22 protein-coding genes are annotated in these 26,651 nt (G+C 71.4%); 10 read left to right on the forward strand and 12 right to left on the reverse strand.

What is annotated here, in order from left to right; translation table 11 throughout:
- Positions 1 to 39: 39 nt before the first annotated feature.
- Together OG214_RS23085 and OG214_RS23090 are read right to left on the reverse strand one after the other, a co-directional pair.
- On the reverse strand, positions 40 to 624 hold the full coding sequence (locus OG214_RS23085; RefSeq protein WP_363079247.1) for a carbonic anhydrase: 585 nt from the start codon (positions 622 to 624) through the stop codon (positions 40 to 42).
- 681 nt (positions 625 to 1,305) lie between these two features.
- Positions 1,306 to 2,058, reverse strand: a complete 753-nt coding sequence (locus OG214_RS23090; protein WP_363079246.1) for an SIS domain-containing protein — start codon at positions 2,056 to 2,058, stop codon at positions 1,306 to 1,308.
- Between the two features lie 277 nt (positions 2,059 to 2,335).
- On the opposite strand from OG214_RS23090, the gene OG214_RS23095 reads away from it, so the two are divergent.
- Complete coding sequence (locus OG214_RS23095; RefSeq protein ID WP_093590200.1) at positions 2,336 to 3,028, forward strand: metal-dependent transcriptional regulator; 693 nt, start codon at positions 2,336 to 2,338, stop codon at positions 3,026 to 3,028.
- Between the two features lie 728 nt (positions 3,029 to 3,756).
- Complete coding sequence (locus tag OG214_RS23100; protein ID WP_405987581.1) at positions 3,757 to 4,626, forward strand: alpha/beta fold hydrolase; 870 nt, start codon at positions 3,757 to 3,759, stop codon at positions 4,624 to 4,626.
- Between the two features lie 208 nt (positions 4,627 to 4,834).
- On the opposite strand, the gene OG214_RS23105 is transcribed toward OG214_RS23100, so the two are convergent.
- The 3 genes from OG214_RS23105 to OG214_RS23115 are packed head-to-tail and all read right to left on the reverse strand — an operon-like array spanning position 4,835 to position 8,219.
- Positions 4,835 to 6,613 (reverse strand): transporter, encoded by a 1,779-nt coding sequence (locus OG214_RS23105; protein WP_405985807.1) that lies wholly within the window; start codon positions 6,611 to 6,613, stop codon positions 4,835 to 4,837.
- Entirely contained in the window at positions 6,610 to 7,491 is an 882-nt protein-coding gene (locus tag OG214_RS23110) for an ABC transporter ATP-binding protein (RefSeq protein WP_405985808.1), read from the reverse strand. The genes OG214_RS23105 and OG214_RS23110 overlap by 4 nt, the downstream gene beginning before the upstream one ends.
- Before the next feature lie 41 nt (positions 7,492 to 7,532).
- A complete protein-coding gene (locus tag OG214_RS23115) occupies positions 7,533 to 8,219 on the reverse strand; it encodes a bifunctional DNA primase/polymerase (RefSeq protein WP_405985809.1) in 687 nt (228 codons plus the stop codon).
- Between the two features lie 306 nt (positions 8,220 to 8,525).
- Here OG214_RS23115 and OG214_RS23120 point away from each other — a divergent pair, with 306 nt between their 5' ends.
- Positions 8,526 to 9,908 carry a transcriptional regulator gene (locus OG214_RS23120; RefSeq protein ID WP_383037247.1) on the forward strand — a complete coding sequence of 461 codons (1,383 nt, stop codon included), beginning with the start codon at positions 8,526 to 8,528 and terminating at the stop codon, positions 9,906 to 9,908.
- A gap of 385 nt (positions 9,909 to 10,293) precedes the next feature.
- The gene (locus OG214_RS23125) at positions 10,294 to 12,048 is read left to right on the forward strand and encodes a hypothetical protein (protein WP_405985810.1); all 1,755 of its coding nucleotides are present in this window, start codon (positions 10,294 to 10,296) and stop codon (positions 12,046 to 12,048) included.
- 59 nt (positions 12,049 to 12,107) lie between these two features.
- On the opposite strand, the gene OG214_RS23130 is transcribed toward OG214_RS23125, so the two are convergent.
- Entirely contained in the window at positions 12,108 to 13,382 is a 1,275-nt protein-coding gene (locus OG214_RS23130; protein WP_405985811.1) for an ABC transporter substrate-binding protein, read from the reverse strand.
- 172 nt (positions 13,383 to 13,554) lie between these two features.
- Here OG214_RS23130 and OG214_RS23135 point away from each other — a divergent pair, with 172 nt between their 5' ends.
- Complete coding sequence (locus OG214_RS23135; protein WP_363079290.1) at positions 13,555 to 14,001, forward strand: SCO4402 family protein; 447 nt, start codon at positions 13,555 to 13,557, stop codon at positions 13,999 to 14,001.
- A 99-nt stretch (positions 14,002 to 14,100) separates the two neighbouring features.
- A complete protein-coding gene (gene purU, locus OG214_RS23140; RefSeq protein WP_405985812.1) occupies positions 14,101 to 15,051 on the forward strand; it encodes a formyltetrahydrofolate deformylase in 951 nt (316 codons plus the stop codon).
- A 244-nt stretch (positions 15,052 to 15,295) separates the two neighbouring features.
- On the opposite strand, the gene OG214_RS23145 is transcribed toward purU, so the two are convergent.
- Together OG214_RS23145 and OG214_RS23150 are read right to left on the reverse strand one after the other, a co-directional pair.
- Positions 15,296 to 16,714 carry a zf-HC2 domain-containing protein gene (locus tag OG214_RS23145; RefSeq protein ID WP_405985813.1) on the reverse strand — a complete coding sequence of 473 codons (1,419 nt, stop codon included), beginning with the start codon at positions 16,712 to 16,714 and terminating at the stop codon, positions 15,296 to 15,298.
- Positions 16,711 to 17,301, reverse strand: a complete 591-nt coding sequence (locus OG214_RS23150) for a sigma-70 family RNA polymerase sigma factor (protein WP_365901852.1) — start codon at positions 17,299 to 17,301, stop codon at positions 16,711 to 16,713. The genes OG214_RS23145 and OG214_RS23150 overlap by 4 nt, the downstream gene beginning before the upstream one ends.
- Positions 17,302 to 17,582: 281 nt before the next feature.
- On the opposite strand from OG214_RS23150, the gene OG214_RS23155 reads away from it, so the two are divergent.
- Both OG214_RS23155 and OG214_RS23160 read left to right on the forward strand, forming a co-directional pair.
- Positions 17,583 to 18,095, forward strand: coding sequence for an EF-hand domain-containing protein (locus OG214_RS23155; RefSeq protein ID WP_363079235.1), 513 nt, complete (start codon positions 17,583 to 17,585; stop codon positions 18,093 to 18,095).
- Between the two features lie 640 nt (positions 18,096 to 18,735).
- Complete coding sequence (locus OG214_RS23160) at positions 18,736 to 19,209, forward strand: ATP-binding protein (RefSeq protein WP_363079234.1); 474 nt, start codon at positions 18,736 to 18,738, stop codon at positions 19,207 to 19,209.
- A gap of 112 nt (positions 19,210 to 19,321) precedes the next feature.
- Here the strand turns inward: OG214_RS23160 and OG214_RS23165 are convergent, their stop codons facing one another.
- Positions 19,322 to 20,404 (reverse strand): GlxA family transcriptional regulator, encoded by a 1,083-nt coding sequence (locus tag OG214_RS23165; RefSeq protein ID WP_405985814.1) that lies wholly within the window; start codon positions 20,402 to 20,404, stop codon positions 19,322 to 19,324.
- A 153-nt stretch (positions 20,405 to 20,557) separates the two neighbouring features.
- On the opposite strand from OG214_RS23165, the gene OG214_RS23170 reads away from it, so the two are divergent.
- A complete protein-coding gene (locus OG214_RS23170; protein ID WP_405985815.1) occupies positions 20,558 to 21,847 on the forward strand; it encodes an MFS transporter in 1,290 nt (429 codons plus the stop codon).
- A gap of 168 nt (positions 21,848 to 22,015) precedes the next feature.
- Positions 22,016 to 23,371, forward strand: coding sequence for an MFS transporter (locus OG214_RS23175; RefSeq protein WP_405987582.1), 1,356 nt, complete (start codon positions 22,016 to 22,018; stop codon positions 23,369 to 23,371).
- A gap of 146 nt (positions 23,372 to 23,517) precedes the next feature.
- Here OG214_RS23175 and OG214_RS23180 read toward each other — a convergent pair whose 3' ends face one another.
- The 3 genes from OG214_RS23180 to OG214_RS23190 all read right to left on the reverse strand — a co-directional run bounded on the left by OG214_RS23180 (position 23,518) and on the right by OG214_RS23190 (position 26,331).
- Entirely contained in the window at positions 23,518 to 24,666 is a 1,149-nt protein-coding gene (locus tag OG214_RS23180) for a flavin-containing monooxygenase (RefSeq protein WP_405985816.1), read from the reverse strand.
- Between the two features lie 135 nt (positions 24,667 to 24,801).
- Positions 24,802 to 25,503: a pyridoxal 5'-phosphate synthase gene (locus OG214_RS23185; RefSeq protein ID WP_405985817.1), complete on the reverse strand. Its 702-nt coding sequence runs from the start codon at positions 25,501 to 25,503 to the stop codon at positions 24,802 to 24,804.
- A 180-nt stretch (positions 25,504 to 25,683) separates the two neighbouring features.
- Positions 25,684 to 26,331 (reverse strand): TetR family transcriptional regulator, encoded by a 648-nt coding sequence (locus OG214_RS23190; RefSeq protein WP_363079231.1) that lies wholly within the window; start codon positions 26,329 to 26,331, stop codon positions 25,684 to 25,686.
- Positions 26,332 to 26,651 lie beyond the last annotated feature (320 nt).

Below are 26,651 nucleotides of genomic sequence, written 5' to 3' on the forward strand. Positions count from 1 at the left end.
GAGCGGACGTGATGGGGAGTGAGGTGGCCGGGACCGCTGTCACAGCGGTCTGAACTCCCCGCCCAGGTCGGGCCGGTGGACACTGATCGCGCCGGTGTCCACTTCGTAGTACCAGGCGTGCAGGGAGAGCCGCCCTTCGTTGTGGCGCTCCCATACGGCGGGATAGCCGCGGAGGGTTTCGAGCTGGGCCGCGGCGTGGTGGCGTACCGCGTGCGCGAGGCCGCGGGAGGACGGCAGCGCGGGGACCCCGAGGTCGAGCCAGCCGCGGACGGTGGGCACGGCGGAGAGGTCGTCGCCGCGTACGAGCGCGCCCACGGCCCCGCAGTGGGAGTGACCGCAGACGACGATGTCGCGGACGCCGAGCACACGGAGCGCGTACTCGATGGTGGCGGCCTCGCCGCTGGGCCGCTCCGCGTCGTACCGCGGGACGATATTGCCCGCCGTACGCAGTTCGAACAGCTCACCGGGGCGTGCCCCGGTGATGAGGGACGGGATGACTCGGGAGTCCGAGCAGGTGATGAAGAGCGCTTCCGGTCGCTGACCGGCAGCGAGTTCGCGGAACTCCTCGTGGCGCTCGGCCACCTGGACGGAGAAGGTACGGGCGTGGTCGATGAGTGACTTCATGATGGCCTGCCTCCTGCGCCCCCGGGCTCGCCGGGGCGCGGTGTGGTCGGGTCAGTGGGGGGTGGGGGCCGTGCGGGCAGCCGTACGGGCGTCATCTCTGCCGGATCGCGGCAGTCGAGAGTGGCCTACGGCCGGCCGGCGTGGATCGGCCGGAAAGACCGGTCAGAGGGCGGGCGTTCCGGGTCTGACGGTGGACTCGCGGTCCGGTCGGATTTTCACGACTCGCCCTTTCCGTCGTGCGGTCTTTCGGTCTTTCGGTGGTGCGGTCTTTACGGTCGTGCGGTCTTCACGGTGGTGCGGTCTTTACGGTGGTGCGGTCTTCACGTCGTGTGGTCTTCACGTCGTGCGGTCTTTACGGTGGTGCGGTCGTCCGAACTGCCGCGTGCGGTGCGGTTGTCAGTGCCCAAACGGCGCCCACACGTCGTCAGCTCCGATGATGCAACACCGCAGCTTCCCTTACTTTGCACGAACATTACCTTCTCGTGAAAGATCGGAATTCCGCCAACCGGTGCTTTCATGACGCAAAGTCATGCATCGGCGGTGCATGAACGACAGAGGCCCGCGGGGAGCGTTCCCGCAGGCCTCGGCCATCAGTTCTAGCTGTTCGACTGTCCAGGCAGTCCCGTTGTCCGTCGTTGCTTTGGCTACTTCCGTGCGTTCACCGTTCGAGCGGGACCCGGTTCAGTGGCGGTAGAAGATACGGTCGGCGTACTCCGTCATTACGCGGCGATTCCACTCGGTCCCACCGTCCACATTGCCCGACCGCAGCAACGGGGGCTCGATGCCACGGTGGACGAGTTCCTCCGCGGCGGCGGCCATCATCGCCTGCATCAGGGCGCTGGTGACGACCGTGGAGGCGGGGGCGAACGGCGCCTCGATGCCGTCGGCGGTCAGCTCCGCGTCGCCCACCGCGATCCCGCTGTCGAGGACGATGTCGCAGTGGTCCTTGAGATACGTGCCCGACGGGTTCCGGGAGGTCGTCTCCGTCGCATAGGCCACGGAGGTCACTCCGATGACCGTCAGCCCCAGCGCCCGCGCGTGGGTCGCCATCTCGACGGGAAGGGCGTTGCGCCCGGAGAGGGAGATGATCACCAGTACGTCCCCGGCGGTGGCGGGGCTGGCGTCGAGCACGGCGCTCGCCAGACCGTCGACGCGCTCCAGCGCGGAGCCGAGGGGGGCCGGTGTCTCGACACCCACCGCCCCGGGCACGGCCAGCAGATTGGCCAGGGCGAAGCCGCCCGCCCGGTAGACGATGTCCTGCGCGGCGAGCGAGGAGTGCCCGGCGCCGAAGGCGAAGATCCGGCCGCCGGCGGCGACGGTGTCGGCGACGGCCTTGCCGGCCGCCGCGACATGGGCGGACTCCTCGTCCCTCACGCGTTGCAGCAGTCCGATCGCGGCATCGAAGAACTGACCGGCCAGCTTGCTCTCGCTCATCGAGGAGGCCCTCCCAGGCATGGGGTTTCCGGGGGTTTTCGTGGGGTGTTTCCCGAGGTGTTCCCGGGAGTGTTCCCAGAGGTGGGAATGTCTGTGCCGCGGATCACGTTGAGGTCTGGACCATTGCTCTGTCAATACGGCTGCCGGACCGCTCGGTGAGCGCCGCCCGGCCACTTCCATGGTCACGCCACTTCGGCGTTCTCCGGCACGGCACGGTTGTCGGTGGCATGCGTCAGAATTGGTTCAGGGCCAGCGCACGATTTATCGAGGGGCATGTATGTCCGGACTGATCGACACGACGGAGATGTACCTCCGCACCATCCTTGAGCTGGAAGAGGAAGGTGTGGTCCCAATGCGCGCCCGGATCGCGGAGCGGCTCGACCAGAGCGGGCCGACGGTCAGCCAGACCGTGGCCCGGATGGAGCGGGACGGACTCGTGCAGGTGGCGGGCGACCGGCATCTGGAACTGACCGAGGAAGGGCGCAGGCTGGCGACCCGCGTCATGCGCAAGCACCGGCTCGCCGAGTGTCTGCTGGTCGATGTGATCGGCCTGGAGTGGGAGCAGGTGCACGCCGAGGCGTGCCGCTGGGAGCATGTGATGAGCGAGGCGGTGGAGCGGCGGGTGCTGGAGCTGCTGCGCCACCCGACGGAGTCGCCGTACGGCAATCCGATCCCGGGCCTGGAGGAGCTGGGCGAGAAGACCGAGGCCGATCCGTTCCTCGACGCGGGAATGGTGAGCCTGGCGGAGCTGGATCCGGGCACCGAGGGCAAGACCGTGGTCGTTCGGCGTATCGGTGAGCCCATCCAGACCGACGCCCAGCTCATGTACACGCTGCGGCGCGCGGGTGTGCAGCCCGGGTCCGTGGTGAGCGTGACGGAGTCTCCCGGCGGGGTATTGGTGGGAAGCAGCGGCGAGGCGGCGGAGCTGGTCTCCGAGGTGGCGTCGCACGTCTTCGTCGCCAAGCGCTGAGGCGGTTGCAAGCGCTGAGGCGGTTGGCGGGAGAGCGGCTGGCGGGACCGGTTCACGGGGGAGCGGTCCGCGCGGCTTCATGAAGGCGATGACGGTACGGGTGCGGGCGCGGGGGCGCTCGGGGGCGCGCTCGTGGCCGGGGGGGCGCGCTTTCCGGTGGAACGGCAGCGGCGGGGCGCGTCGCGTGCCAGGCTGTCGCTGAGGCATGTGACCTGAAGGCGGCCGGGGCCCCGGCCCCACGCCCGGGGAGGGGAGCAGGGTTGTGCGCCGGTGTGGGGGTGGGCACGGCGGGGGCGGACACGGCGGGAGTGGACACGGTGTGTCGCGGCTCTCGCACGCCCTGTATGTGTCTGTTGTGTGCGGGGGCGGCTCCGGCGCCTCGCGGCGCCGGAGCCTGTCCTCCCCTTCGCTGACCCGGAGCCCCGAGCTCCCAGGGTCATTCCCCTCGGACCGTCATCCCCGAGCGGTCCGCCTCCCGGTGAAGATCTCCCCCTGGCCGCGTCCGGCAATCCTTGATCGTGGTCACTCGAACGAGCGGTGTTGCTCGGGGGGAACGTGTTTTCGAACGAGAGTTCGATAGTCTGGCATGGCTGGACGTGCGCACATCGGGCCGGAAGCGGAATCCGACGGCTGACGGCCACCGACGATCACTCAGGGACGACCACTCACACGACCACTCAGACGACCACTCACACGACCACTCAGGACCGAAGGGGGTGCCTGGACGCATGGTGCGGCGTATCGATGTGACCGGAGCGGACGGTGTGCGTCTCGCTGCCTGGGAGTTTGCCGACCCGCCGGAGCGGCATGAGGAGGCGGGTCCGGAGAGGACCTCCGGCGTCTTACTCCTCCATGGACTCATGGGCCGCGCCTCGCACTGGACCTCCACGGCGCGCTGGCTCGCCGGGCGGCACCGTACGGTCGCGCTCGACCAGCGGGGGCACGGTCTCAGCGACAAGCCGGCGGAGGGTCCGTTCACCCGTGAGGCGTATGTCGCCGACGCGGAGGCGGCGATCGAACAGCTCGGACTGGCTCCCGTGACGCTCATCGGCCACTCGATGGGCGCGCTCACCGGATGGCAGCTCGCCGCCAGACGCCCCGATCTGGTCCGGGCCCTGGTCATCTGCGATATGCGGGCCTCGGCGCTGGGTGTGGCGTCCCAGCGGGAGTGGAGCGACTGGTTCCGGTCGTGGCCCGTCCCGTTCGCGACGCTCGACGGCGTACGGAAGTGGTTCGGCGAGGACGACCCCTGGGTGGAGCGCCCCACACCGGCGCGCGGCGAGTTCTTCGCCGAGGTGATGACGGAACGCGCGGACGGCTGGCACCCGGTCTTCTCCCGCCCCCAGATGCTCACGTCCCGGGAGACCTGGGTGTATGACGCCCACTGGGAGGAGCTGGCGCAGGTCCGGTGCCCCACCCTGGTGGTCCGCGGTCTCGACGGCGAACTGGGGCGGGCGGAGGCCCAGGAGATGGTCCGGGTCCTGCCCCGGGGCCAGTACGCGGAGGTCACGGACGCGGGTCATCTCGTCCACTACGACCAGCCGGAGGCCTGGCGGGCGGCGATCGAACCGTTCCTGGAGGGCGTGCTGACGCGGTAGGGGGACGGGCGGGTCCGGGGGGATGGGACGGGCCGGGGGACGGGACGGTCTAGGGGGACGGGCCGGGCCGGTCTGGCCGGTCCGGTCCGGCGAGAGCGTCCGCCGGACCGCTCGGCGATACGGCCGTGGACTGCTGGGTGATACCGCCGTGGACCGCCCGCGTCCGCCCGCCTGGCGATACCGGCCGCGCCCGCCCGCGTCCGACCCGTCAGCCCTTGCTGACCGCCGTCAGGATCTCCGGGAGCCGCGCCGCCGTGCGCGGGGCCGCCAGCCGCAGTCCCAGGACCGCCATCAGCGCGCCGTACACCGTGCCCACGGGGAACAGCAGCCACGTCCACCCGTCGGCGTCCACGACATGGAGCCAGATCGTCAGGGCGATCACCGGCGCGCAGAGCAGGGCCGCGCCGAGCATGCCGCCGAAGATGGAGATCCAGGCGAGACCGGCCTGTCCGGGGGCGACGTTCTTGTAGGCGCTGTCCTGCGGGATCGAGTACGGGAAGCGGGCCGAGGCCACCGCGCCCGTCGCCAGCATCGCGCCGAGCAGCGCGAACGACAGACCCAGCGCTTCGGGCAGGGAGCCCCAGTCACCCAGCAGGGCCGCCGTCGCCACCGTCACCAGCGCCGAGTACGGCATGCTGATCACCAGCAGCGCCAGGGCCCGACCGCGCAGTTCGAGATAGGCGTCCCGGGTCGAGGAGATCGTCTGGGCCACCATCCAGAAGGCGGAGGTGTCCTGGCCGAACTGGTTGTACATCTGGATACCGAGCATCCCGGCCGCGAAGCACGCGAAGTAGATCGTGCCCCGGCCCTGGAGCGCGTTGAACAGCGGCGCGATCAGACCGATGGCCAGCGAGGTCACCCACGCCGCTTTTGTCTTCGGATCCCGCCACACATAGCGCAGACTGCGCCGCATCACCGTGGCCGTACGTCCCTCGGGCAGCAGCCGGCTCAGCCGTCCCACCGCCGACGCCGACTTCTTGCGGGACGGTTCCGCCGCCGCGAGCGTCGAGCCGTCCGGGGCCGTCATCAGCTTCACGAGCGAGCGCTGCCACGCGTACAGCAGCGCCGCCAGCGCACCCGCCGACAGCAGCAACTGCGCCCCGGCCGCTCCGTACGCGCCCTCGCTCACCGAGTCCACCGCGCCGATCGCCGACGCGGGCGGCACCCACCGGACGACCGACGCCGTGGGGTCGAGCGCCGAGAGCCCGCCCGCGTCGCCGAGCCGCTGGGCGCCGAAGTTGACGACCTGGATGCCCACCGCGACCACCAGACCGCTCAGCACCGCCAGATCCCGGCCCTTGCGCGAGGTCAGCAGCCGGATGTTGGCCGTCGCGACCGCCCGCGCCAGCGCCACACAGATCAGCAGCGCCAGCGGTACGGCGAGGACCGCCACGGCGACCGCCGCCGCGCCGTGCCCCACCGCGATCACCGAGCCGAGCGCCAGACAGAGCGAGAACAGCGGCCCCAGACCCACCAGCGACGCCACCAGCAGCGCTCTGACCAGCGGTCGCGGGTGCAGCGGCAGCATCACCAGCCGGGTCGGGTCGAGCGTCTCGTCACCGCCGGGAAAGAACAGCGGCATCACGGCCCAGCCCACGGCCAGTACGGCGGTCAGCAGGACCACGACCGTGCCCGCGTGATCGTTTCCGCGCAGCAGCACCAGCCCGAGAAGCTGTCCCGCAGCGATGAGCAGCGCGAAGACCGCGGAGACGACATACGCGGCGGTACGGCCGGACGATTGGCGCAGCCCGTTGCGCAGAAGGGCGAGCTTCAGCCGTACGAATATGGGTGTGAGCGAGGGAGCACTCCGCGGACCGCCCCCACCGGCCCCACCGGCCCCGATGCCCCCGTCGGTCCCGGTGACGCCGTCGGCTCTGGTGACCCCGCCGTCTCCGGCGATTCCGCCGGTCCCGGTGACTCCACCCGCCCCGGAGACTCCGCCGGTCGCGTCGGCCGCCGCGGCCATGGCTCCGTCCGGTGCGCTCATCGGCTGCCGCCCAGCCAGTCCAGGCTCTCGCCGGTGTCGCGGCCCTGCGCGCCGACCAGTTCCAGGAAGGCGCTCTGGAGGGACGGCGCGCCGCCCCGTACCTCCGCGAGGGTGCCCTGCGCGCGGATACGGCCCGCCGCCATCACCGCCACCCAGTCGCAGAGCGACTCGACCAGCTCCATCACATGGCTGGAGAAGACGACCGTCGCGCCCGAGTCCGTATAGCGCTCCAGGACACCGCGGATCGTCTGGGCCGAGACCGGGTCGACGCCCTCGAACGGCTCGTCCAGGAAGAGGACTTCCGGATTGTGCAGCAGCGCCGCCGCCAGGCCGATCTTCTTCCGCATACCCGTCGAGTAGTCCACGACCAGCTTGTGCTGCGCGCCCGCCAGGTCCAGTACGTCCAGGAGCTGGGTGGCGCGCTTGTCGACCTCGGTACCGGGCAGCCCCCGCAGCCGCCCGGTGTAGCCGAGGAGTTCGCGCCCGGAGAGCCGCTCGAAGAGCCGCAGTCCCTCCGGCAGGACGCCTATCCGCGCCTTGACCTCGGCGGGATCGCGCCATACGTCGTGTCCGGCGACATGGACCCGTCCCTGATCGGGCCTGAGCAGACCCGTGATCATGGAGAGTGTCGTGGTCTTGCCGGCGCCGTTGGGCCCGACCAGACCGATGAACTGGCCCGCGGGCAGTTCGAGATCGATACCGGCGACGGCGATCTGTCCGCCGAACCGTTTCCACAGCCCTTCGACGCGAACGGCGGGCGGCGACGTCCCCACCGAGCCCGTCACCCCACCCGCCGCGTCCGTCACCCCACCCGCCGCGTCCGCCTCGTCCGCCGCGTCTGTCTGTTCCCTTGGCTGTTCCCTTGGCTGTTCGGGCATGGCGCACTGCCTTTCGGTGTCCGTACGGCTACGGCACCACCTTATGTACGGCGCGTACGCTCCGCGGCTGCCTCCCGCCCGCACGCGTAGGCGAGCGGGCTCATCAGTTCGTCAACGTCCGGCAGCCAGCGGTTCGCGAGGGTGGGCCGGCGGGCCCACTGCACCGCGCCCCGGCCGCCGAGCCGGGTCGGCGGCGCCGCCACATAGTGACCCTCGCCCCGCGCGACCAGATCGATCGCCTCCGGCGCCCAGCCCTGCCGCCGTACCAGCTCGGCCGTCTTCGCCGCCGCGCCGGGCAGTACGAAGAACAGCATCCGCCGGTCCGGGGTGCAGGTCACAGGACCGAGCGTCACATTCATCCGCTCCATCCTGGCCAGCGCGAGGAAACCGGCCGACTCCGGTACGTCGAGCGCGTCGAAGGTGCGTCCCGTCGGCAGCAGGACCGACGCCTTGGGCTGCCGCGACCACAGCGCGCGCGCCTCGGCGGCGCTGCCCGTCGCCTGGGCCGGCCATCCCGGTCCCGTCGCGTGCGCTCCCGGCGAGGGGCAGTCGGTCCGGCCGCACGAGCACCTCTCCGCGCCGCCCACCGCCTCCAGCCAGGTGCCGGGGAACACGTCCCAGCGCCTCTCTTCCGTGTACCGCACCGCGCTGTCCAGCAGCAGGTCGCGCCGCTGCTGGGGGATCTGCGCGGCGTCCCTGACTCCGATCGTCTCTTCCACGAACAGCACAACTCCCGCCGCCACCACGGGTTACGGGCGCACGGCGCGGCGCCGCGGGGGGCCGAACCCGCATGTGGGGCGCATCGATGCATGGGCGGGGGCGCGCGTGAAGGGGCGGACCGGTATCCGGGTAGCCACCCTCGGGGGTCGGACACCATGGGGGAGCGGCGGAAGCACAAGACCGGTCGGACCGTGTTTACCGCCGTTCACCAAGATTCGTCGAATATTTCCGTTACCACCGAACATGCGCATTCTTCGCAGATTTGCCGGGCATTGGTCACTTAGCTGATCACTGCGGCCACAGGGGGTATCCAATTGGCAGCCAGGCCTCTCGTCGCGCGCCAGCCGAACGAACGGCTCCAGGCGCTCATCCAGGAAGCCGGGTGCTCCAACGCCGGGCTCGCCCGGCGCGTCAACATGGTGGGTGCGGAGCGTGCGCTCGACCTGCGGTACGACAAGACATCGGTGGCACGCTGGCTGCGCGGACAGCAGCCACGCGGCCGGGCGCCGGGCATCATCGCCGAGGCGCTCGGCCGGAAGCTGGGCCGTACGGTCACGATCGACGAGATCGGTATGGCGAACGGCAAGAATCTCGCCTCGGGCGTCGGCCTTCAGTTCTCGCCGACCGTCCTCGGCGCGATCGAGCAGGTCTGTGAGCTGTGGCGCAGCGATGTGGGGCGCCGCGACTTCCTCTCCGGCTCCGCCGTGGCGTCCTCGGCGCTCGTCGAGCCCAGCAGGGATTGGCTGATCACCGCCGCCGACCCGGCCGTGGCGCGCAACACCGGTGCGCGGGTGGGGGATTCGGATGTCGAGGCGGTGCGGGCCATGACGCGCGCGCTCATCGATCTGGACCACCGCTTCGGCAGCGGCCATGTCCGTCCGGTCGTCGTCCACTATCTGAACAGCGTGGTGGCGGGCCTGCTCTCCGGCTCCTACCGCGAGGCGGTCGGCCGCCGGCTCTTCGCCGCGGTCGCCCGGCTGACGGAACTGGCCGGATATATGGCGGTCGACACCGGACAGCCGGGGCTCGCCCAGCGCTATTACATCCAGGCGCTGCGGCTGGCCCAGGCCGCGGGGGACCGGGGTTACGGCGGCTATGTGCTGGCCGCGTCCATGAGCCATCTCGCGGCGCAGCTCGGAAATCCGCGGGAGATCGCGCAGTTGGCGCGGGCGGCGCAGGAAGGGGCGCGCGGACAGGTGACCCCGCGCGCGCAGGCCATGTTCTACGCGGCCGAGGCGCGCGGTCACGCGCTGCTGGGCGACGGCCAGACCTGTGAGGCCGTGGTGGGCCGGGCCGTCACGGCGCTGGAGCACGCGGACGCCGCCTCGGGCGACGACCCGGAGTGGATCACCCACTTCGACCAGGCCTATCTCGCCGACGAACTGGCGCACTGCTACCGCGATCTGGGGCGGCCGGAGGCGGCCGGCCGGCATGCCTCGGAGTCGCTGGAGGGCCACCCCGAGTCACGGGCGCGGCGGCGGGCGATCGGGCTGGTCCTGCTCGCCACGGCCCAGGTCCAGCGGCGTGAGGTGGAGCACGCGTGCCACACCGGGACTCGCGCGGTGGAACTGCTGGGTACGCTGCGTTCCAGCCGGGGCGCGGAGTATCTGGACGATCTCCAGCAGCGGTTGGAGCCGTATGCCGAGGAGCCCGCGGTGCGGGAGTTCGGGGCGAGGCTGGAGATCCAGGCGGCGTAGAGTTCTGGTTCTCCGGGCCGTGAGGTCCAGGTCGGTGACCTGAGGGTTCCGTACGGCGTGAGGGTTCTGTGCGGACGTCTTACGCTCGGGTGTCCGTCCGGGGGCGTCCGTGAGGGTGCCGTGCGGAGGTCGTGACCGTACCGTGCCGAGCGTGTGGTCCTGGCCAAGTCGGTGGCGGTACAGGTGAATTCGACCCCTATATCAGCGTCTTGAGGGGACGAGCCGTTACTGGATCCGGGCGCGTGGCAGAGGCCGCGATTCACCCGGTAGCGTGAACCGACGTTCTGTAGGCCCACACGTTCCACATGTAGGAGTCCCGGTGACGCACAGCGGACAAGGGGATGAGCCGCAGCACCCTGCCGCTCGGCCCGCGCACGAAGGCGTTGTGCTGCCCGGTGACGGCAGCGCGCCCTGGATCCCCGGCCAGTCCTCGGAGCCGCCCGCGCAGGGCCCGGCGGGCGGACAGCCGTGGGGACAGCCCTGGGGGCCGCAGGACGGCTCCCAGGAGCAGTCCGGGTACGGCGAAGTCCCGCACGGCGGGCAGCAGTCGTACGGGGCTCAGCCGGGCGCTCAGCCGTACGGAGCGCAGGAGAGCGATCCGTACGGCGGCCAGCTCCCGCAGCCGCTGCCCCTGCCGCAAGGACTGCCGCAGGGGCAGCCGCTCCCGCAGGCCCAGGAACAGGGGTACGGGCAGGGGCACGGGCAGGGCTTCCAGGAACAGGGGCACGGGCAGGGCTTCCAGGAACAGGGACAGGGCTTCCAGGGACAGGGGTACGGACAGATCCCGGGGCAGGCCCAGGGGCAGCCCTTCCCGCAGGAGCAGCCGTATCAGCCGCAGGGGCAGCCGCCGCGCCACGCCGCCGCGCAGCCGTTGCCGCTGCCCGCGGAGGCGCCGCCGCAGGGCAGCGCGGACGCCACGCAGTATCTGCCGCCGGTGAGCGCCATGCCGGGCGTGCCCGGTGCGGGGGACTCGGACGCGACCCAGTTCATCGCGCCGGTCCCGGCGGGCCCCGGCAATGGCCCCGGTGCGGGACCCGGCATGCTGCCGCCGGAGAACGCGGCGGAGGCCACCCAGTTCCTGCCGTCGCCCATTCCGGGGGCGGGCGCGGGCGTCGGCTCGGACGCGGACGCCACGCAGTACATCGCGCCCGTACCGGCGCAGCAGGCCCCCGCGCAGGGCGTTCCCGCCGCGCCGCCCGGTGCGCCGTACGGCATCAGGCCGGGCGCTCCCGGCGAACGGCCGGGTACTCCCGGCGAACGTCAGCCGCCAGCGGAGTTCGACAGTCTCTTCCGTACCGACGCGCCCGGCGGCGGCCAGGGCGCGGACTCGACCCAGCCACTGCCCCAGTTCGCCGCGGGGCAGGGACCCCAGCCGCAGCCGTCCGGCCGCCGGGCCGCCGCCCCCAGGGCCGCCGCCCCGCCTTACGCGCAGCCGCAGCAGACCTCGTACGATCCGCCGCCGGGCCGGGCGGCGGCGCGGGAGCAGCAGGGCCGGTCCGCCGGGCGCCGTAAGTCCTCACCCGTCCCGGTGATCGCGGCCGTCGTGATCGGCTGCGCCGTGCTCGGCCTGGGCGCGGGCGCGCTGATGAGCGGCGGTGACGACACCCCGGTACAGGACGACAGCAAGACGGTGGCGGCGGCGAGTTCGCCCCCCGCCGAGTCCCCCGGGCAGAGCGCGCCCGACCCGGCGAAGCCGCAGGCCGAGGCGCTCGACAAGCTGCTCGCGGACAGCGGCAGCAGCCGTGCGGCGGTCATCGCGGCGGTCGAGTCCATCAAGTCCTGCGACAACCTGGACCAGGCGGCCTCCGATCTGCACGACGCCGCGGAGCAGCGCCGGGATCTGGTGACCCGGCTGAAGGACCTGACCCTCGACAAGCTGCCCGGCAACGGCGAGTTGACGTCGTCGCTGACCGACGCGTGGGAGGCGTCCGCCTCGGCGGACGACCACTACGCGAACTGGGCCGGGCAGGCCAAGGGCAAGAAGAACTGCCGGGGCGGCCAGGCCCGCGTGACCCAGCAGGCCGCCGAGGGCAACCGCGCGAGCGGCGAGGCCACGGCCGCGAAACAGAAGGCCGCGAAGCTGTGGAACGGCATCGCAACCAAATACGGCCTCACCGAACGCACCCCCACCCAACTCTGACCGGGCCCGGCGGCCGGGCGGGGTGTCGGTGGGGTGGTTCGGGGTGGGGGGAGGGCCGGTCAGGGCGTCGTGTTGCCCAGGGTTTGGCCCACGTCTACGAAGTCCTTGCGCTGGGCTATCAGGCGGCCTTCGCGGACCACTTGGAAGGTCACGTCCCTGTTGACGATGCGGGGGAAGCCCGGGGCGCCCAGCATGTCCTCGTAGCGCCAGCGCAGGGGCGGGGTGAGGCCGTCGGTGTTCACCTTGACGCCGCGGTTGAGGGCGTCCGCGATCTTGCCCGCTGTGATGGTGTCGTCGTTGATCGACTCGATGACCGCCTTGAGGGCGGTGTACGCGATCCAGGTGGTCTGCGGTCCCGGGTCCGCGGGGTCGATGTCGTTGTCCCCGAAGGCGTACTTGTCGATCACGTTCCGCATCGCGTTCCAGGCCGGATCGGTCGCCACCGGATACCACCCGGTCAGATACGCGCCCTCGAAGGGGCCGGTCTTGCCGCCCGTGCTGTCGATGAGCGGCTGGCCCACGCTGCCGAGGACCGAGGAGACCCGGATGTCCCGGCCGTCCTCGGGCACCCGGCGGTAGGAGTCGAAGAAGGTCTCCGTACGGTCGCCCAGCACCGCGGTCACACAGCCGCCGTCCCCCGCGCTCGCGCGCGCCTGCTCGGCCTGCGGCGTGTAGTCGGTGGCGTCCTCCGCCGCGCGTACGTCGCCCGCCGGGCCGCGACCGCCCTGTCCCAGACCGGAGTTGAGCAGTCCGGGCAGATCGTCGCCGGTGATGGTGTCCGGCCGTACCAGCGTGGTCCGTCCGCACTCACGGGCCAGCTGCCTGCCGTTGCCGGCGAGAAGCGTCGCCTGGCCGCCGTTGACGGGATAGGAGAGGAAGCTGGTGAACTCCTCCTCGGTCAGCCCGTAGCCGCCCAGATACGGGATGGACGCGGCCTCCAGCGGCGCCATGAACTCACGGCCGTGCTGGCTGTACGAGCCGACGACCGCGACCGCGTTCTCCTTGACCGCCCGGCGGGCGCAGTCGGCGGCGCCCGCGGTGTCGTTGTTCTCGTCACAGGTGAGGACGCGCAGGGTGTGACCGTCGATACCGCCGTTGGCGTTGACCCAGCGCGCGTACGCCTTGGCCATGGCCGGCATTCCCGGCTGGTTCGTGGCGTTCGTGCCGATCGGCGCCCAGGTCATCACGGTGACGGGCTCCCTGGAGCCCCCCGAGCCACCAGGGAGAGCACCGCAGCCGACGAGAAGCGACGCACCCACCACCGCCGTACAAACAGCGCGAATCGCGCCGGACTGGAAAGGGCGGGAGAAGGATGAGCGTCGCCAACCGGTCATAGTCATGCAGGCTGCCGCTCCCAGGTAACGCCGGAGTGTGGAAGCTTCAAGGTTTGATGACTCAGGGGTGAATTGCAGGGGCCCATCGAGCCGCCGCGCGCGGACCGTAGAGTCAAGGACTGTGCAGCAAGGTTCCGAGAACTCTTCCCGTCGTGCCCGTCACTCCCGCACCATGGGCGGCATGCCGCTCAATGACATGCCATGGTGGCGCTGGCGCAGCAATGTGCGCTCGGCGCTGCACATGCTTTCCGATCCCGTCTTCCACCAGGAGTACTGGCTGGCCGGCCGCGAGGGGTACGGCGACGTCACGGACGCCGTGTACCGGCTGGTCGAGGACACCTGGCTGGACAACTGGTCGGCCGAGAAATACGTCGGCACCATATTCCGTGACTCGGGTGAGGCCGCCCTGGTCGATCTCGCCGTCCTGCGGGTGCTGCGCATCATGCACCAGGTCGGCGCGGACGCTCCCGTGTCCGCCTATCTGGAGCATCATGGCTGGCCGGAGGCGGTACGAGCGGCCCGTGAGGCGCACGTACGGCTGGCGACGAGCGACGGGGACGACCCGGACACGGTGCCGAAATCGCTGGACGTACTGCGGATCATGACCCGATCCTTCTGACCGCCGCGGGGTCCGGTGCGGTCGCCGCGGGGTCCGGTGCGGTCGCCGCGGGGGCTGGTGCGGCCGTCGCGGGGGTCCGGTGTGGGATCCTCTGAGGTCATGAGCACCGCCCCGCAGCAGTCCGCCGCGACCGCGTCCTCGACGTCCACGCCGCCGGCCCGTCCGGCCTCGCCGTCCTCGTCGCCCGAGCAGTACGTCCTGACGCTGTCCTGCCCGGACAAGCAGGGGATCGTGCACGCCGTGTCGAGCTATCTCTTCATGACCGGCTGCAACATCGAGGACAGCCAGCAGTTCGGGGACCATGACACCGGTCTCTTCTTCATGCGGGTGCACTTCACGGCCGACCCGCCGGTGGGGGTGGAGAAGCCGGTATCGGTGGAGAGACTGCGGGCCAGCTTCGCCGCCATCGGGGACGCCTTCCGGATGGACTGGGAGATCCACCGCGCCGAGGAGCGGATGCGGATCGTCCTCATGGTCAGCAGGTTCGGTCACTGCCTGAACGACCTGCTCTTCCGGGCCGGGACCGGCGCCCTGCCGGTGGAGATCGCGGCGGTCGTCTCGAACCACACGGACTTCGCGGAGCTGGCCGCCTCGTACGGCATCCCGTTCCACCACATCCCGGTGACCAAGGACACCAAGGCCGCCGCCGAGGCGGAGCTGCTGGAGCTGGTCCGTGCGGAGCGGGTGGAGCTGGTGGTGCTGGCCCGCTATATGCAGGTGATCTCCGACGATCTGTGCAAGCAGCTCAACGGCCGGATCATCAATATCCACCACTCCTTCCTGCCGAGCTTCAAGGGCGCGAAGCCGTACCACCAGGCGCACGCGCGCGGGGTGAAGCTGATCGGAGCGACCGCGCACTATGTGACGGCCGATCTCGACGAGGGGCCGATCATCGAGCAGGAGGTCGAGCGCGTCGGCCACCAGGTCACTCCGGAGCAGCTGGTGGCGATCGGCCGGGACGTGGAGTGCCAGGCGCTCGCGCGCGCGGTGAAGTGGCACGCGGAGCACCGGATTCTGCTCAACGGGCACCGCACGGTCGTCTTCGGTTGACCGCTGACCGCTGACCGCTGACCGCTGACCGCTGACCGCTGACCGCTGACCGCTGACCGCTGACCGCTGACCGGCGGCTGGACTGGTCGGCCGCCGCACTGATCGACTGACCGCCGGGCCCACGGCCGGTCGGGGTCGGCCTTGCCCGGTCCGGTCCTGCCCGGCCCGGCCTCTACGGTCCCGCCCGGTGCGGTGCCGCTTCCGTACGGCCTGCTCCCCGGTGCGGTGCCGCCCCCGTACGGGGCTAGAGGCGGCTCATCGACGCCGCCGCGAACAGGACGTCCCGGATCGCCTCGCGGTCGCCCTCCTGTCCGGCCGCCGCTTCCTCCGGGGAGACATGGCCCGCCACGAGCTGGCAGAACTCGACCGCGTCCAGGGCGATCTGGCCCACGGAGCGCTCGGGGCTGCCGAGCGCGGCCGGGGAGTCCAGGGCGATGTACCAGCTTCCGCCGCCCGCGCCCTCGACCTCCAGCCGCAGGGACCGGCCGGGCGCGCCCGCGGCCACCAGATCCCGGGCGGGTCCCGCGAGACCGTTGCGGCGCCGGGTGGCGAGCGCGGACGGCAGCACCCGGGCCGCCAGATCGACCATCCGGTGCAGATGGGCGCCGCTCGGCGGCTCGTACGGATAGGACACCGCGTCCGCGATGTCCGCGCCGTGCACCCAGGACTCGAAGGAGCGCTCCAGCAGCGCGTCACGCAGCGGCAGGGCGAAGAAGTCCCCGTACGACACGGAGAGTTCGGCGACCCCGCGGCCGGCGAAGGACACCGTGCGGATCAGGGTGTGGCTCTGCTCGCGCCAGGGCTCGTGGACGGCGCGGGTGGGCGGGGACGTCGCCGTCCGCCAGAAGATCTCCGTACGGTCGGTGGGGTCGTCCGGGGCGTCGGAACCGAGCGGGTCCTCAAGGCCGAGGGAGCCGACGACCAGGCCGTCCACGGTCATGAGATGGCCGATGACCCCGGCGACGGTCGTTCTGCGCGAGACGGGGCGCTCCTCCTCGAACCATCTCAGGCGTACGGGCGCGTGCCACTCCGCGTCGCCGAAGTCCCGCAGCAGCGCGTCGAGCCGCGCGGTCTCGGCGTCGTACGGAGCGGCCCAGCCGGGCACGGGTATCCGGGCGGGCCTGCGGCCGAGACAGCTCTCCAGCACCCGGGAGCGCAGCAGCGGGTCGAGGTCCAGGCTCCGGTCGGTGTGCAGCAGTCCGACGGCGTCACGGAGCCGGAGCGCCTCCTCGGCGCAGGGCGCGCATTCGGTGAGATGCTCCTCGACCAGCGCGGTCTCCTCCGCCGAGCAGGCGGCGAGAGCCCAGGCGCCCAGCAGCGAGGTGAGCACCTTGTGCGTCAGCTTCTCCGCCGGGATGCCGTTGTCCGTCGGGATCTCGTTCTCGGTCGGGATCTCGGGCTCCTCCGCCGGTGCCGCGTATCGGTCCGGGTTCACGTCCGGTTTCACGTCCGAGTCCGCGTCCCGGTTCACGTCCGGTTTCACGTCCGGGTCCGGGTCAGGGTCCGGCTCCGTCCTCGGTGCCGGGTCGCGCGCCGGGCCGAGCCGCGGGGCGGCGGACGGCGCGAGATCGTCCGCGGCCTGCCTCGGGCCCGGTATACGCGGATACGCCGACCCGCCTTCCCGGCCGCGCTCGGGGGAGTCGCCGTCCTGGGGGCCGGTCACCGGGAGCGTCCGTCGCCCGGTCGCGGGGAGCCGTCCGCCGCCCGGGTGTCGGCCGTCGAGAGGAGTTGCAGACCGAGCCGGAGCCGGCGGCGTGCCTCGTCCTCCGAGACCCCGAGGTCCGCCGCGGCCTGGCGGTAGTTCCTGCGCCGGAAGTACGCCAGCTCCAGGGCCGCCCACAGCGGTGTCGGCATCGACCGGACGATGTAGTCCGCGCGGGCCGCCGCCGAGGCCCGGCGTATCTTCTCCTCCAGCTCCTCCCGCTCCTCCTCCGTGCCCTCGCCGCTCGCCTCGTAGGCCTCCGCCTCGGTCCGCCGGAATCGGTCCACCGCCATCTCGCGTGTGATGTTCGCCACCCAGGACCTCATCGAGCCCTGTCTGGGGTCGTACGCGCCCGGGTTGTCCCAGACATGGCTGAAGACTTCCCGTGTGACGCGGTCGGCCGCCGCGTTGTCGTCGAGGACGCGGTTGGCCAGGCTGTGCACCAGCGGCGCGAACCGGTCGTACAGCTCGCCGAGCGCGGCGGCCTCGCCCCGGGCGAGCCGCTGCTGCATCCTGCGGTCCCACCGGGGTGGTGTGTCCTTCGCCATACGACCCCCAGCCCTGTTCCTGCGCCCGTCCGTCCGCCCTGTCACCATCATGTCGAAGCCCGCCGTTCCTTCGAATGTAGTGGGCGGTGCGGAGGACACATGGCCCTTTGTGGCAAGTGCGCCCCGACAACGCTCATCACGTTTCGGACGAGCGATACGGGGCAGGCGCGACGCGGTCATGGCCGGTCGTGGCCGGTCATGGACGGTCGTGGCCGACAGGGCGCGGGCGCTGTCGACGTAACGGAACACACAGGGGCCGTCGGCCGTCGTACCCTCCGGGAATGGACAGCGCAGAGTACGAGGCCAAGATCGCCTCCCGGTTCGCCGCCTTCGACCAGGACGGCAGCGGCTATATCGATCGCGAGGACTTCAGCGGGGCGGCGGCGTCACTGCTCGCCGAGTTCGGCACGACCGCCCGTTCCGACAAGGGGCAGGCGCTCTACAACGGCGCCGAGGCGTTCTGGCAGGGCATGGCCGGCATCGCGGATGTGGACGGCGACCAGCGGGTCAGCAGGCAGGAGTTCGTGACGGGCGCGGTCAAGCGGCTGCGCGACAACCCCTTGCGGTTCGCGGAGATCGCCCGGCCGTTTCTACGCGCGGCGATCGCCGTCGCCGACGAGGACGGCGCGGGAGTGACCCCGGCGGCGGCCGAACGCGCGCTGCGGGTACTGGGAGTCGTGGCGGAGGCGGCGGCGCGGGTCGCCGTGGAACTGGACGCGGACGGCGACGGCAGGATCCATGAGGAGGAGATCCTGTCCGGCTTCGCCGCCTATTACGTAACTCCTGAGCCCTGACCGTGCCCGGGGCCGGTCATCCGGCCCCGCTTGCCCCGTGATCCGGGACCGGTTCGTCGAGTGATCCCGGTTCCGCTTGTCCGGTAACGCGGTCCCGCATGTCCGGTGACTGAGCGCCGCGTGTCCGTTGACCGTGCGCCGCGTGTCCGTTGACCGTGCGCCGCTCGTCCGGCGATCCGGCCCCGCTCGTCCGTTCTTGCCGGGAAAGTTCTGGCCTTGGCCTGCTGCTGCGTCACCGTGCGTGGCGAGAGATGCCTTCCCGCGGTCGATACCGGGTTGTGTCCTTACGGCGGGCCGTCACAGGCCGGAGTCGCCTTCGGCCTCCGGTACGCTCCGTGGGGTGCGAGAGCTTGTGAGGCGCGAGCGTCGCGGTGTCGCCAGGACGGCGGCTCCGGGACCGGGAAAGTGCGCCGTTCGCGCGGTACTGAGGCGCCGTGTGCGCCCATGTTCGACTCCCCGCGGCGCGCGTCGCACAGTATGCACGACGCGTACTCCTTCGCGCTGGAATATGCCCGAAGCGCTTGTTGCGGTGACTGTACGTCAACCATGCTGTGTCGCAAGGAAATCACGTTCAGTGATCCTGTCGAGGACCTTGTCGAGGCGCGAGGCGATGTGTCCGCCGGTTCGGATGGTGTGAGCGGTGCAGGTGCTTCAGGTTCAGTTGGAGGTCGGGGCCGATCCGGCCGAGGTGGGGCGTGCCCGGCGATGGGCCCGTTCCCGGCTCGTCGGCTCCGGTATAGGGGACGACGAACCGGTCGCCGAGACCCTGATCCTGCTCATCTCGGAGCTGGTCACCAACGCCGTGGTGCACACCGGCTGTCCGGCCGTGCTGCGGATGCTCTTCGGATCCGGGGCGGCCGAGGCGGGCACCGTACGGGTCGAGGTCGCCGACACCAGCGCCGCCCCGCCGCGTCCGCGCCACGCGCGCGGTGAGGACACCAACGGGCGCGGTCTGGAACTGGTCGACGGTCTCGCCGACCGGTGGGGCTGGCAGCCGGAGGGCGCGGGCAAGCGCATCTGGTGCGAGGTGGACCGGCGCGCGCCGGGGGGCGCCTCGGGCGCGTACGCCCCGGCCGTCTATGAGCCGTCCTGCGCGGTGCCGCGTCCCGCCTGACGCGTCCCGCCTGGCGTGTGGCGTGTGGCGTGTGATGCGTCCCGCGTGATGTGTGGCGTGTGATGCGTGAGCTCCCGGGGTGCGTTTCGAACTGCCTTGTCGTACGGGGCTCTTACGGGTGGGGCACCGATCCCGCTCCCACCGCTGCTCCCGCTCCCACCGCCGCGCGGAACGTACGCCGGTAGACCGTCGGCGGTACACCCAGCGCCGACTGGAGGTGCTGGCGCATCGACTGCGCCGTACCGAAACCCGCGTCCCGCGCCACCTGGTCGACCGAGAGATCGGTCGACTCCAGCAGCTGTCTGGCCCGTTCGACCCGCTGCCGCACCAGCCACTGACCGGGACTGATCCCCGCCTCCTCACGGAACCGGCGCGTGAACGTCCGTACGGACATGGACTCCTGCTCCGCCATGTCACGGAGCTGGATCGGCTCATGGAGCCGGGCGAGCGCCCAGGTCCTGGCGGCGGCGGTGGTCGCGAGCTGCGGTTCGGGGAGCGGGCGCCGGATGTACTGCGCCTGGCCGCCGTCCCGGTGCGGGGGCACGACCGTACGGCGCGCGACATCGTTGGCGACCGCCGTGCCGTGGTCGCGGCGCAGCATATGGAGACAGAGGTCGATCCCGGCGGCGACCCCGGCCGAGGTCAGCACGTCACCGTCGTCGACGAACAGGACGTCCGCGTCGACCTTGATCCGCGGGAACAGCCCCTGGAAATGGGCGGCATGGGACCAGTGGGTGGTCGCGGGACGGCCGTTCAGAAAGCCCGCGGCGGCCAGCACATAGCTGCCGGTGCAGATGGAGACCATCCGGGTCTCCGGCCGCAGATGGGCGAAGGCCGCGGTGAGTTCCTCGGTGAGCACGCCCTCGGTGTAGACGGGGCCGAGTTGGTAGGAGGCGGGCACGATCACGGTGTCGGCGGTGGCGAGCGTCTCGGGGCCCTTCTCGACGAGGATCGAGAAGTCCGCCTCCGTACGGACGAGTCCCGGCGGCCCGACCGAGCAGGTGACGACCTCGTACAGGGGTCTGCCCGCGGAGTCGCGGGCGCGGCCGAAGATCCGCTGGGGGATGCCCATTTCGAAGGGGATCAGCCCTTCGAGGGCGAGGACGGCGACCCGGTGCGCCGGGCGGTACGGGCCGGGCGGGGCCTGCGGGGTGTCCTGCGTGCCCTGCGGGGTGTCCTGAGGCGGGTGCGGCATGGGGGCTCCTGTCGGATGGTGGCGGTGGGGGCCGGTGGTCGGTCGGGGTGGGTGCCGGTGCCGGTGCCGTGTCCGTGGCGGTCCGGTCCGTGGATGCTTCTTGGAGGTCCAGACCACCCCTTGATATGTGTCACCTCCGTGACACAAAAGCGCGTGGCGGCAGAGGCCGTTCCCGAACAGGCCGTTCCTGAACAGGCGGGACCTGAACAGGCCCTTCCCGAGTCCGATGTCTCCGGTGATCTCCCGGGCGCGGTGGGGCTCACCCTCTGGAACCCCAACTTCCGGCTCTTCTTCCTCGCCCGTACCGTCGCCCGCTTCGGTGACGGCATGGTGCCGGTCGCCCTCGCCGCGGGACTGCTCGACGCGGGGTACGGCGCCTCGTCCGTCAGCTTCGCGCTCGGCGCGTGGATGGCGTGCTTCGCCGGCTTCGTGATCGTCGGCGGGGTGCTGGCCGACCGGTTCACGCCCCGCCGGATGATGGTGCTGGCGGACGGCATCCGGCTGGTCGGTACGGCGGTCCTGGCCGTGGCGTTCGTCATGGGGCCGCCCGCGCTGTGGCTGGTGTACGCGCTGAGCGCGCTCAGCGGACTGGGCGCGGCGATCTTCCAGCCGGGGGTGGCCAGCATGCTGCCGCTGATGGCACCCGACGTGCAGCGGGGGAACGCCGTGCTGCGGGTGGCCGAGTCGTTGACGTCGATGGCGGGTCCCGCTGTCGCGGGCGCGCTGGTCGGGTTCGGCGGTCCCGGGGTGATCTTCGGGGTGAACGCGGCGACCTTCGCGGCCAGCGGGATCTGTCTCTTCCTGATCCGGATGCCCTCCGTCGCCCCGGTGACCGGGGAGTCGATGCTCTCCGAACTGATGGGCGGCTGGCGGGAGTTCCGGGCGCGGTCCTGGCTCTGGGGGGTGATCGCGGTCTGGTCGGTGTACGGCATCACGGTCCTCGGCCCGATCACCCCGCTGGAGGCGGTCGTCGTCACCGAGCGGCACAGCTCGGCGATGTTCGGGGTGATGATGACGGTGACCGGCGCGGGCAACGCGGTGGGCGGGCTGATCGCGATGCGGCTGCGACCGCGCAGACCGCTGTTCGCGGGGACGTTCGCGCTGTTCGGGGTGGTCGCGAATGTGCTGGTGCTGGCGTACGACGTACCGGTGCCGCTGCTGGCCGCGGGCTTCTTCCTCGGAGGTGTCTCGCTGGCGTTCTGGCTGGTCATGTGGTCCACGACGGTGCAGACGCAGGTCCCGGCCGAGGCGCTGAACCGGCTGCACGCGTATGACGTCGCGGGCTCGCTGATCATGCTCGCGGTCGGGCGGGCGCTGGCGGGACCGGTCGCGGAGGCGGTGGGGGTGCGCGAGGTGCTGGTGGCGGGGGCGGTGATCAATGTGGGGGTGTGCGGGGTGCTGCTTGCGGTGCCGGCCATCAGGGGGCTGCGCCGGGTGGAGTAGCGGCGCGTGGGGTGGCGGTGGGGGCCGGGGGAGCCGGGTGGGCGGGACGCATGGCCCGATCGTAGCGAATGCTGTCCCTCGGGCCACTCGTAAGGACTGTTCCGTCCGTCGATCCTGTCTGACGTGACACAGTCAACCGAACTTCCCGCCGAGGGGACCGCGGCGCCGGTGTCCGGCACGCCGAGCTCTCCCCGTACGCCCGGTACGTCCACCGCGACCCCCGCGTCCACCGCGACCCCCGCGTCCACTGCGCCGCGAGCGCCCCGTACCCCCGGGCGTATTCACCGGGCGTGGTTCGTCGCCGTCGTCACCTTTGTGACGATCATCGGCGCAGCGGCCTTCGCCTCGCTCCCGGGTCTGCTGATCGACCCGCTGCACACGGAGTTCGACTGGTCGCGGGGCACGATCGGCTTCGCGGTCTCGGTCAATCTGGCGCTGTACGGGCTGACGGCGCCGTTCGCGGCGGCGCTGATGGACCGGTTCGGTATCCGCCGGGTCGTGGCCGTGGCGCTGACCGTCATCTCGGTCGGGTCGGTGCTGACGGTCTGGATGACCGCGGCCTGGCAACTGGTGCTGTACTGGGGCGTTCTGGTCGGTCTCGGCAGCGGTTCGATGGCGCTGGCCTTCGCGGCGACGGTGACCAACCGCTGGTTCGTGGCGCGGCGCGGTCTGGTCACGGGCATTCTCACCGCGGCGGGCGCCTCCGGGCAGTTGGTGTTCCTGCCCCTGCTCTCCTGGCTGGTGGAGAACCACGGCTGGCGGCCGGCCGCGATCACGGTCTCGCTGGCGGCGCTCGCGGTGGTCCCGTTCGTCTGGCTGCTGCTGCGGGACCACCCGGCGGACGTGGGCCTGCCGGCGTACGGAGCGGAGGAGTTCGTGGCCAAGCCCGCGCCGGTGCCCGGCGCGGCGCGGCGGGCGGTCTCGGTGCTGCTGTCGGCGGCGCGTACGGGGCCGTTCTGGCTGCTGGCCGGTACGTTCGCGATCTGTGGCGCCTCCACGAACGGTCTGGTCAAGACCCACTTCGTACCGGCGGCGCACGACCACGGCATGCCGATCACGGCGGCGGCGTCGCTGCTGGCGGTGATCGGTGTCTTCGACGTGGTCGGCACGATCGCCTCCGGCTGGTTCACCGACCGCTTCGAGGCCCGCCGTCTGCTGGCGGTCTACTACGCGCTGCGCGGTGTCTCGCTGCTCTTCCTGCCGATGCTGCTGGCGCCCTCGGTCCATCCGCCGATGATCTTCTTCATCGTCTTCTACGGTCTGGACTGGGTCGCGACGGTCCCGCCGACGATCGCCCTGTGCCGCGAGCACTACGGCGAGGACAGCGCGATCGTCTTCGGCTGGGTCCTCGCCTCCCACCAGGTGGGCGCGGCGGTCGTGGCCTTCGCGGGCGGCCTGGCCCGGGACGTCTTCGGCTCCTACGACGTGGTCTGGTACGCCTCGGGCGCCCTCTGCGCGGCGGCGGCCCTGATGGCCCTGATAATCCGCAGCAACCCGAGACCGAAGGCGGCGGCCCTGGCGTAATCCCCGACGCGCGTAATTCCCGGCGCGCCAACGTGCCAACCTGCCAACGCGCCTGCGGGCACCCGGCCCGGCGCTGCCCGGCCGGGGGCGTCGCCTCGCCGCGAGAGGCCACCCGTGCGGGGTGGGGCGGCGTGTGAAGGGGTGGGTCAGGGGGTGAGGGACTTGGCTATGCGGCGGGCGTCGCGGGACAGTTCGCGGAGCATTCCGCTGATCGGGTTGGTGAAGCCCGTGAAGTAGAGGCCCGGGGCGTGGGCGGGGGTGCGGGGGCCGTGGGTGAGGGGGCGGCCGGTGGGGGACAGGACGTCCAGCGTGCCCAGCAGGGGCTCCAGCGCGCGCTCGTAGCCCGTGGCCGCTATGACCACGTCCGGCGAGATCCGGGTGCCGTCCGCCAGGACGACCTCGTTCCGCTCGAAGGACTCGACCGCCGCCACCGGCTCGACCCGTCCCGCCCGTACCGCGTCGATCAGTCCCACGTCCTGGACCGGGATCGCGCCCTCGCGGACCCGGGTGTAGAGACCCGTGTCCGGGCGCGGCAGGCCGTGGGACGACAGGTCCGGGACGGCGATCCGGGCCAGCACCCAGCTCGCGCGGTCGACCAGCGGGGCCGGCAGCCGGCGGACCAGGATGCCCGTCGACTGGGCCGGCCACCCGGCCGTGGAGCGCCGCACGATGTGCGGGACGGTACGGACGGCGAGGCGCACCCGGGCCGCCCCGCCCTCCACGAGATCGACGGCGATCTCCGCGCCCGTGTTGCCGACGCCGACGACCAGTACGTCCTTGCCCGCGTAGGGCCCCGGATTCCGGTACGCGCTCGCGTGCAGCAGTTCGCCGTCGTATGTCTCCCGGCCGGGCCAGGACGGCACCTTCGGCGTGTGGTTGTAGCCGGTCGCCACGACGACCGCGCGCCCGGTCAGCTCCCGTCCGCCCGTGGCGCGCAGCAGCCAGCCCGAGCCGTCCGGGGAGCGCTCGACGCGGGTGACCTCGACCCCGGTAACGATCTCCAGCCGGTGGAACTCCGCGTACTTCTCCAGATAGCGGACCACATCCGCGCGGGCCACCCACCGCCCGAAGGACCGCGGCATCCTCAGCCCCGGCAGGGCGGAATGCCGGCGGGTGGTGTGGAGCCGCAGCCGGTCGTAGTGGCCGCGCCAGGAGGCCCCGACGGCGTCGGATTTCTCCAGGACGACGGCCCGTACGCCCCGTTCACGCAGTACGGCCGCGACGGCGAGCCCGCCCGGCCCGCCGCCGATGACATACACGGGACGGTCCTCGGTGCGGTCGAAATCGTCGGGCATGAGAGCTGAGCGTAATCGGAACATCACATGGTGGGTATCGGTCAAGAGGGGAAATCGGTTGCGAATCGATCACGCTCACCCCGGCCGGCGTGCGGTGATGTGCGTTCCGGTGCCGCGCCTGTCCCGGGGCGGGGGCTACGGCCAGAGCAACTCCCTCACCCACCCGTCGCCTTCGCGTTCGTAGCGCAGCCGTACATGGCGTCTGCGCGCGTCCCCCTGGAAGAACTCCACCTCGTCCGGCACCAGAACATACGCCGTCCACGACGCCGCCTCCGCGGCCGGGTCGTGCCGGGCCCGCTCCCACGCGGCCTCGCTCGCGCGCGCCAACTCCTCCGCCGAACCGAGCACTTCGCTCTGCCGTCCCACCAGCGCGGAGGCCAGCGCGCCCGTCGAGCGCACCCGCAGATCCGCGTCGCTCTCCTCGCGGCCCGCGCCGCGCACGGTGCCCCGGATCCGTACGGCGCGGGCCTGGGCCGGCCAGTAGAAGCCGAGCGCGGCCTCGGGACGGGCGGCCAGCTGCCGGCCCTTGCGGCTGGTCGCGTGCGTGGCGAAGTGCCAGCCACGGCTGTCCGCGTCGTGCAGCATCAGGGTCCGTACATCGGGCCGGCCGCGCTCGTCGGCGGTGGCCAGCGTCATGGTGTGCGGTTCGGGCTGCCCGGCCGCCACCGCCTCGGTGAACCACCGCCGGAAGAGCGGCAGCGGCTCCTCGGGCGCGGTGGCCGGATCGAACACGGGCAGACGCTCCATGTCCCAGACCGGCTGGTCGCGCAGCAGGGCCCGGAAGGCCTCCTGCGCGCCGTCCTGGCCGTGGTCTTGGTTGTTCTCGCTGTCGTTCATGGGCGCTGTGCGACCTCCGCTCTCGGCGTGCAGGAAACGGAAGTGTTCCGGATGAACGAAAGGGTTCCAGATACGGGAGCGCCGACAGGGATCAGGGATGTGATCCGCCGTCGGCGTGACAGGACAGAGAGGGCACGCCCGTACCGTGCCCGCCGGCCGATGCGCCGGCTCGCTGGTGACCTACTTCGTGGGCTTTCTGCCGGTGATGCCGAGATGGACCAGAAGCGCGAGATTCGGCTTCAGCTCGGCCTGCTTCACGCCCCAGCTCTGGAAGTTCTTCTGGTGCGAGGCCACCGAGGCGAGCATCACGACCAGCGAGCCGGCCAGCGCCGCCGGACTGATGTCCTTGTCGACCCGGCCCTTCGACTGAAGTTCCTTCACCGACTCCGTAAGGGAGTTGGTGACGGAGTTGAGGATCTTCATGCGGATCTTGTTGAACCGCTTGTCGCCCTCCGCCGCGCCCAGATCGACGACCCGGAGGATCGCGTCGTGCTTGCGCCAGAAATCGAGGAAGCCCTCGACCAGATCCTCCGACGTCTGCCAGCCGGCCTTGCCGGCCCAGGAACGGCCGGAGACCAGCGCGGTCAACCCGGCGCCCTCCTTGGCCATTTCCTCGGCGATTTCGAGGACGGCGCCCTCGACGTCGGGAAAATACTGGTAGAAGGTCGCGGGTGAAGTCCCCGCTCTCCGGGCCACGTCGATGACTTTGACGTCCCGGTAGGGCGAGGAGCTGAGCATCTCGCTGAGGCAGTCGAGCAGCTTCTGCCGCGTCGCCTGCCCGCGTCGACCGGCCACGCGGCCGTCGACGGTGCGCACTTGTCCTGTCATGCCGTCAGCTTACCGAGGGGTGATCGAGGCGCGATTTGGCCGAGTGCAAATGGGGAACCGGCCATCTCTCGCACGGGTCGCGTGCGCGGACCGTCATCCCCAGGAGTGGACTGTCACCCCCAGGGCTCACGTGCGGGTGAATAGTGTTATCAACAGCCTGTGGATAACTTCGGTGGATAACTCGGGGTGCCGAGGGGTTCACGCTGGGATAATCGAGCAATTGCGCTATTTCATCCGCTGCGGCCGGGGTCGCGGCCCATTAAGTTGACTGTGACGGGCACCACGCACCGGCGGGCGCCCGTACGACAGCCACCGCATAT

It is taken from the genome of Streptomyces sp. NBC_00872 (assembly GCF_045161915.1).
Classification (GTDB): domain Bacteria; phylum Actinomycetota; class Actinomycetes; order Streptomycetales; family Streptomycetaceae; genus Streptomyces.